Consider the following 7,519-nt stretch of genomic DNA (forward strand, 5'->3'; position numbering starts at 1 on the left):
GCCGGCGGCGATCCCGATCGCTCCGCCGCTGACGGCGCCGGTCAGAAGCCGTGTCCCGAACTGCATCGGGACCTTGCGGCTCGGCGTCGACGGCAGCTGATCCGTCACGAGTTCGGCGATCGCAAGCACCGTGAAGATCCAGGGCGTCCACTGATAGCCGAGGAAGGCCAGCCAGCTGTCGCCGAGGGGCAGCCAGCCGAGATAGGCCGCCCAGCTGACCGCGGCGGGAGCGGTCATCGCCCGCAGCCCCGCCACGATACCGACCAGGAAGGACAGGAGGATCATCGCAGGTGGTCTCGCGTTGGAGGCAGATGGGAACGCGTTCGGTCGGTAGGATGATTCAGGCGGGAATGATGTCGGTGAAGGTCGGAATGCGGATGAAGGTCGTATGTCTGTGTCCGGACGTGGCATCGGAACCCCAGGTGGCGGGGCGCAATCCGCTCCGGCTGTCATCGGCCGGACGATCGGCCACGCCACGGGTGCCGGTTGCCGCGATCACCGACCAGCCCTCCTGATCGAGTCCAGTCTATCCCCGTTGCCCGTGCCGGCAGCCGGATTTCGGACTGGAAGAACTGCTGGCGTCGGTGCCTCGAAGAGAATTATCGAAAGGCAAAATGAGTCGTGCGGCCAGTCGACGGGCACAGGCGAACCTTGTTCCCTTTGGACATCATCTGTACCATCATCAAATAAAACGGTCCATCATACGAAGGTTTCGGCGAAACCGCCCTGGTACTGATCGCTGGCCCTTTGGTGACGAGCCGCGGCGAGCGCCACGGCCTGTGACGCTCGTCGCAGGGCCGGTCATCCGGCCCGGATCACCTTCCGCTGTTCGGCACGGGCGTGTTGAGGAGCTGCTGCTCCCACAGATAGGCGATGCCGCTGCCGCCGGCGTGCTGCGTGAACACCTCGGTCAACTTGCCGGCCGTGTCGATCCGAGCCCAGTCCCGCTGCCACTCCGCCGCCACTGCCACCCAGGTCATCATGTTGGCACCGGCTCCGATCATGCGCTGGATGGCGACTTCATGAGCCTCGACAGAAGTGCCGCCCGACGCGTCGGTGACGACGGTGACGTCCCAGCCCTCGCCGAGCGCCTGGATCGTCGGCATGGCGACGCAGACCTCGGTCCACAGGCCCGCGATGACCAACTGCTTGCGGCCGGTCGCCTTGACCGCGTCGACGACCTTCGGATCCTCCCAGGTGTTGATCAGAGTCCGGTCGATCACCTCCTGGCCCGGAAACACATCGGTGATCTGGGGAAACAACAGGCCGCCGCGATCGGCGACGACGGTCGTCAGGATGGTGGGGACACCGAAGGCCCTGGCGGCTTTGGCCAGACCCGCCGTATTGTTGATCACCATCTGCGGCTCGTGGCTGTTCAGGTTCGCGAGCTGGTAGGGCTGGTGGTCGATCAGGACGAGCACCGAGTCTTCGGGACGAAGGAGCGATCCGAGGCCGTTACGAAGTGTCATCGTGAAATCCTTTGCTGCCGCTCTGGGCGGAACCGGTTTTTGCGAGCGCCAGCAGCGACGCTCCCGGCAGCGGTATTGCCGTTCCTGCCTTCGACGTCATAGTGACCTTGTGCGGCCAGCTGTGTCGCAATTCGGGGAACGCTCGTGGATATCGAGGATCTGTCCACCTTCGTCGAAGTTGCCGATGCGGGTGGAGTCTCCGCCGCCGCCCGCCGGCTCGGCGTGTCGAAATCCATCGTCAGCCGGCGGCTCTTCCGGCTCGAGGCGGAACTCGGCGTCCTGCTCCTTGCCCGAACCACCCGCGGCGCCGCCCTGACGGAAGCCGGGGTCACGTTTCGCGAGTATGCCGCCAGGATCCGTGCCGAGATCGAGGCCGCCAGGGAGACGATCCTCCCCGAAGGCGAGCTTCAAGGGCGCCTGCGGATCGCGATGCCGCTATCCTTCGGACCGACCCACTTCGCACCCATGGTGGCCGAGATGGCGCGACGCCATCCGCAGCTCCAGATCCACACCGGCTACAGCGATCGCTTCGTCGATCTCATCGCGGAAGGGTTCGATTGCGCGATCCGGGTCGGCTACCTGCCGGATTCCAATCTCGTCGCAAGGCGCATCGGGCCGATCCACGGCAGGCTTGTCGCGAGCCCGGACTATCTCAAGGCGCACGGCTCGCCCGAGAAGCCGGCGGACATCCCTGCCCACCAGGCGTTGATGCAGGGAACGGAAACCTGGCGATTTACGGATGGCGACGGGATCGTCACGGTGCAGCCGCAGGGGCGCTTCAAGGCCGACAACGCCATCGCGCTGGCCGGCGCCGCCGCTTCCGGCCTCGGTATCGCCTGGCTTCCCGACTGCATCACCCACGACTACGTCGCTTCCGGCGCACTTGTCCCGATCATGACCAGCCATCCACCCCCTTCGGCCGGTGCCTATGTCGTCCGCCCGCCAGGCCAGCATCCGGAGCGGAAGGTGCGGGTCCTCACCGACCTGATGATCGAAATGTTCGCGCAGGATCCGCGTTTTGCGGAAATCGGTGACTAGAAGACGACGCCGGCAATGCCTGCGCCGACGCCGCGAGTTCCGCTTTCCGCGACACAGCTTCGCGCATCTCGCGGCTAGTGGCGCAATCCGTCGTCCGTTAGGCGGAGCCGTCTTCGATCGATGGAGCGGATCCCTCGATCGATGAGACCGGACAAGCCTCTGCCATCGATCGCGAGGCAAGGTCCTCCGGCAGCCCAGAAGAGGATGACGCGCATGAGCTGGAACCCCGCCCTGGAACCTGGTTGTCCCGACGAGGTCGGCCTCGCCGCAATCGAAACGCTGATCGTGCCGCGGTCCCGCGACCTCGGCGACTTCGAGGTCCGCCGGGCCCTGCCGGCGCCGAAGCGTCAGATGGTCGGCCCGTTCATCTTCTTCGACCAGGCCGGGCCGGCCGAATTCCTGACCGGACAGGGCGTCGATGTCCGGCCCCACCCGCATACCGGTCTCGCCACCGTCACCTATCTGTTCCGCGGCGATTTTCACCATCGCGACAGCACGGGGGCCGACCAGATCATCCGCCCCGGCGCGTTGAACTGGATGGTCGCCGGGCGTGGCGTGACCCATTCGGAACGCACCTCCGCGACGGCTCGAAGCGGTCCGAACAGCCTGTTCGGGATCCAGACATGGGTTGCGCTGCCCGAGAGCCACGAGGACATGGCGCCCCTGTTCGAGCATCATGGCGAAGGGGCGTTGCCGGTGATCGAGGACCAGGGCGTCTCGGTGCGGCTGATCCTCGGAAACGCCTATGGTGCGACGGCGCCCGCGACGATGTATTCGCAGACGTTCTATGCCGACGTGACGCTCGACGCCGGAAAGCGGTTGCCGATGCCGCAGGATCACGAGGACCGGGGCATCTACATCGTTGAAGGCTCGATCGCGATCGCCGGACAGGAGTTCGAGGCGGGCCAGATGATGGTCTTCCGCCCCGGCGACAGGATCACGGTCGCGGCCGGCGAAAGGGGTGCGCGGCTGATGATCCTCGGCGGCGCGACCCTTTCCGGCCCGCGCTACATCTGGTGGAACTTCGTTGCGTCCTCACGCGAGCGCATCGAGGAAGCCAAGGCGGAATGGCGCGCGCAGAACTGGGGCAGGGGACGTTTCGACCTGCCGATCGACGACCGCAACGAGCACATTCCGCTGCCGGACTGACCGGCGCCGACGAGCCGATCGCCCGGACGGGATCCGAGGGCGATCGTTGGGCAGATGAGGAACGCCGCATCGCGCGCGACCACTGAATGGAAGGCAAACCGATGAGCAACGATTGGCCGGATCTCGATTATCTCAGCTGGCGCGAGACCTGTTCCGCCCTGCACCTCTTCACGCAGGTCGCCGGGAAGTATCGCCTCGCGCATAGCCCGTGGCTCAACCATTCCTGGAGCGCGACCTTCTATGTCACGCCGCGCGGCCTGACATCGTCGCTGATCCCTGACGGCTCCGGCATCGAGATCGCGTTCGATTTCCATGACCACGTCGTTCGGGGCACGAGTGGTGACGGTCGGAAGGCGTCATTCGCGCTTGGACCGACGACGGTTGCGGCGTTCCATGCCGACTTCATCCGGCTCGTTTCCGACCTCGGCGGTACGCCGACCTTCGACGGCAGTCCGAACGAGGTGCCTCACCCGGTCCCCTTCAGCGAGGATGATCGCGATCGACCTTACGACCGTGACGCCGTTCAGCGCTTCCATCGCGCCCTGCTGGCGGTCGACGGGGTCTTCAAGGCGTTCCGGTCCTCTTTTGTCGGCAAGTCCAGCCCCGCCCATCTGTTCTGGGGCAGTTTCGACATGGCCGTGACCCGCTTTTCCGGGCGGCGCGCGCCCCTTCATCCCGGCGGCATTCCGGCGCTGCCCGATCACGTGACGCACGAAGCCTATGACCGCGAGGTGTCGTCCGCCGGCTTCTGGCCGGGCGGCGGCGGGATCGATTATCCCGCCTTCTACGCCTATGCCTATCCAGCGCCGAAGGGGTTTCGCGGTGCTTCGGTCCGGCCCGAGGCCGCATTCTGGCATGAGGGGCTGTCGGAATTCGTCCTGCCCTATGATGCCGTCCGGTCGGCCGCCGATCCCGACGCGGCGCTGATGGCGTTCCTCGTTTCGACCTACGAGGCGACGGCCGATCTCGCAGGATGGGACCGCGACCTGCTGGAGGCCGTGCCGGCGCGGCGCGGCAAGCCTCGCCCGCATGATGCCGCTCCGCTGCGTCCGGCTGCTCCCGTGATCGACGAGGACGTCGAACGGGAGGATGGTGGCTCGAAGGGGCGCTACCGGCTGATCGTCGCTGGGGTCGAAGCCGAAATGACCTACAGCCGGGCAGGAAAAGGCCTGATCATCATCGACCACACGGAGGTTCCGGAGGCCCTGCGCGGCCAGAGGGTCGGCGAACGCCTGGTGCGTCAGGCGGTGGAGGACGCCAGGCGGGACGGGAACACGATCATCCCGCTCTGCCCGTTCGCCAAAGCGCAGATCGGCCGCCATCCGGAATGGCAGGATGTGCTGCCGCGGTGACAGGGCCGGCGTTCTCGGGCCAATGCCGGCACCCCTGATATGAGGCGAGGGCGATCGCGGCGAAGGCCGTGACCGCCAGGCCTGTTGCCATCTCGTCCGGGAGAAAACCGAAGAGCGGCGCGCCGGCGGTCTGGCCGACGGCGATGGTCATGAAGCCGATCATCGGGCCCCTGGCAGGCCGGTCGGCGAGGGCCCTGTTCTCCAGCCAGCGATTGGGATCGGCAATGCTGGTGCCGAACCGTGCGTCGACGGCATCGGGTCGGTGGTATGGGGATAGATATGGGAGGCTCTTCGTTCACACGGAGTGGACTGGCCGCGGGGATGAGTGGCCGGGCGAGGGCTGTCATCGGCGCATGCAGGCGCGATCGTTGCGAGTGTGGTCGAGAGTGCCCCGCGGCCGCTTCGAACGGGCAGCAGGAAGCCGGCCAGGCGGCCTGAACGGCTCCTCCAGCGAGCTACCGGTCGAGCCCGGCCAGCCAGTCGGCCAGCATCGCGGCGCCGGCGGCCTCCAGGTCCTTCCCATACTGCGCGGCGTCGCGGCGCAGAGCGGCGGGGCTGATGCCGGCGGCGGCCAGCTCGCTCGCGTGCCCCAGCAGCCAGTGCTCGAAGCGCGCGCCAAGCACTTCGGGATGAAACTGCAGGCCGAGGACATTCGGCCCGCGCGAAAAGGCCTGGTTGCGGCAGACGGGGGTGGAGGCGAGGAGGGCAGAGCCATCCGGCAGATCGAAGGTGTCGCCATGCCAGTGAAGGACGGGGACGTCGCGGAGCGCGGCGAGGGGATTACTGGCGTCGGTGTCGACGATCTCCAGTGCGGACCAGCCGATTTCCTTGGCGGGCCCCGGATAGACCCTGGCGCCGAGGGCGGCGGCCATCAATTGTGCCCCGAGGCAGACGCCGAGCGTCGGCCGGCCGGCCGCAAGGCGCGCCTGCAGCAGCCGGATCTCCGCCGCGACGACCGGATAGGCGTCGTCGTCGTAGACGCCGATCGGCCCGCCGAGAACCACCATGAGGTCGGCCTGAAGCGGATCGAGAAGCCCGACGTCGTGGTCCGCCACGTCGAGATAGGCGATCTCGTAGCCGGCCGCCCTCAGGGGAGTCTCGAAGCTGCCGAGGTCCTCGAAACCGATGTGGCGTATCGCGGTGAGGCTGCGCTGGGTCATGACGGGAGCTCCGAAAGCGCGAGCGGCCGGGCGGTGCGGTCGACGAGAATGTGTTCGAGATCCTTCAGCGCCGCGGCCGCGGTGGCGAGCGGTTCCGTTCCGGATCCGATTGCCACCGTCTCGCCCATGGCGTCGGTGGTGATGCGGATCGCCTTGTTCTTTCCCCGCACATGGGCGAACGGGTCATCCAGCGGATAGGTGCGGATGCCGACGCCGGCGCGGATCGCGCCGTCCTCCGAGGCAAGGCTGCCGACGAGCTTGGGGACGAGGCCCCTTTCGCGCCACGCCTCGATCTGCGGGCGGGTGACGGACTGGATTCCCTCGACCGTCAGGTCGCTCATCATGAGATCGTGGGCCAGATCGTGGCCGAGGCCGAAATTGGCGAGGATCAGGAGCTTGGAGGCCGTGTCCCACCCTTCGGTGTCGTTGCGCGGATCGGCTTCCGCGAAGGCGCCGGCCTGGGCCTCGGCAAGCGCTTCCTCGAATCCGATCGCCCGCGCCGTCATGGCGTCGAGGAGATAGTTGGTGGTGGCGTTCAGAATGCCCTCGACGCCGATCACCGTGCAGCCGAGAAGGCTGTGGTCCAGAAGATCGATCGTCGGCAGGGCCGCCGCGGCCGCGCCGCTGACCTTCAGCCTGGCGCCCGAGGCGCGGGCGAGGCCGCGCAACTCCCGGCCGCTATGGACCAGCGCGCCCTTGGAGATGACGATCGTATCGCGCCCGGCCGTGAGCGCCGCGCGGATATAGGCGAGGCCCGGACCGCCGGTGCGAAAGTCGCTCGGCCCCGCCTCGATCAGAATGTCGGCGCCGCTCGCCGCGATGAAATCCGGCCCCGACAGACCCGGCTCGAGCCCGTCCAGCCTGTCTGCCTCCAGGCCGGCCGCGTCGGCGAGGCCGGCCCGCGATCCGCAGACCGCGACCAGGCGGACGTCCATTCCATAGACGTCGCGATATCGCCTGCGCCGGGACAGAAGCAGGTTCGCCGTGGCGCGGCCGACGCCTCCGAAACCCGCAATGGCAATCTTGAGCGTCTCCATGGCACCGTTCCCTGTTTCGCATAGAGTTGCCGGCATGGGCGACGACCTTCGTGTCGAGCACTTAGCATTTTCGTCCATTGCAGAACATGTTGGCCGGAACGCCAGATTCGCCAAAGAATTCGGATCGCCGGAGCCTTCGGCGCGCCGGGCGGCCAATGTTACCGCGCCGTAGAGCCCAAATCGAGTTTCTCGAGTATCGCATAGGCCGCTTCGATGCGCGCCGGGCTCGGCCCTCGCAGTTCAGCCGCGACTATGCGCGGCTTTTCGGACTGCCGCCGGCGAGGGACGCCAACCGCCTTCACCACGACCTGACG

At 67.1% G+C, this 7,519-nt stretch carries 7 protein-coding genes and 1 pseudogene; 3 read left to right on the forward strand and 5 right to left on the reverse strand.

The features are described 5' to 3' along the window. The 3 genes and pseudogenes from ATO4_RS26415 to ATO4_RS26420 form a co-directional block, all read right to left on the reverse strand. Positions 1-285, reverse strand: a pseudogene (locus ATO4_RS26415) (DUF4126 family protein); the annotation flags it as partial. Between the two features lie 55 nt (positions 286-340). Next, a complete protein-coding gene (locus ATO4_RS28015) occupies positions 341-499 on the reverse strand; it encodes a hypothetical protein (RefSeq protein ID WP_176223196.1) in 159 nt (52 codons plus the stop codon). 316 nt (positions 500-815) lie between these two features. Continuing rightward, the gene (locus ATO4_RS26420; protein ID WP_083595077.1) at positions 816-1,469 is read right to left on the reverse strand and encodes a hydrolase; all 654 of its coding nucleotides are present in this window, start codon (positions 1,467-1,469) and stop codon (positions 816-818) included. 144 nt (positions 1,470-1,613) lie between these two features. Between ATO4_RS26420 and ATO4_RS26425 the strand changes: the two genes are divergently transcribed. The 3 genes from ATO4_RS26425 (at position 1,614) to ATO4_RS26435 (ending at position 5,008) form a co-directional block, all read left to right on the forward strand. Beyond that, on the forward strand, positions 1,614-2,507 hold the full coding sequence (locus ATO4_RS26425) for a LysR family transcriptional regulator (RefSeq protein WP_083595078.1): 894 nt from the start codon (positions 1,614-1,616) through the stop codon (positions 2,505-2,507). Positions 2,508-2,720: 213 nt separating this feature from the next. Next, positions 2,721-3,656, forward strand: coding sequence for a pirin family protein (locus ATO4_RS26430; protein ID WP_083595079.1), 936 nt, complete (start codon positions 2,721-2,723; stop codon positions 3,654-3,656). 101 nt (positions 3,657-3,757) lie between these two features. Beyond that, positions 3,758-5,008 carry a DUF5996 family protein gene (locus tag ATO4_RS26435; RefSeq protein ID WP_083595083.1) on the forward strand — a complete coding sequence of 417 codons (1,251 nt, stop codon included), beginning with the start codon at positions 3,758-3,760 and terminating at the stop codon, positions 5,006-5,008. A 455-nt stretch (positions 5,009-5,463) separates the two neighbouring features. Here the strand turns inward: ATO4_RS26435 and ATO4_RS26445 are convergent, their stop codons facing one another. After that, on the reverse strand, positions 5,464-6,168 hold the full coding sequence (locus ATO4_RS26445; protein WP_083595081.1) for a glutamine amidotransferase: 705 nt from the start codon (positions 6,166-6,168) through the stop codon (positions 5,464-5,466). Next, positions 6,165-7,205, reverse strand: a complete 1,041-nt coding sequence (locus ATO4_RS26450; RefSeq protein WP_083595082.1) for a homoserine dehydrogenase — start codon at positions 7,203-7,205, stop codon at positions 6,165-6,167. The genes ATO4_RS26445 and ATO4_RS26450 overlap by 4 nt, the downstream gene beginning before the upstream one ends. Between the last annotated feature and the right edge of the window lie 314 nt (positions 7,206-7,519).

Source organism: Aurantimonas sp. 22II-16-19i, assembly GCF_002088275.1.
In the GTDB taxonomy this organism is placed as follows: domain Bacteria; phylum Pseudomonadota; class Alphaproteobacteria; order Rhizobiales; family Rhizobiaceae; genus Jiella.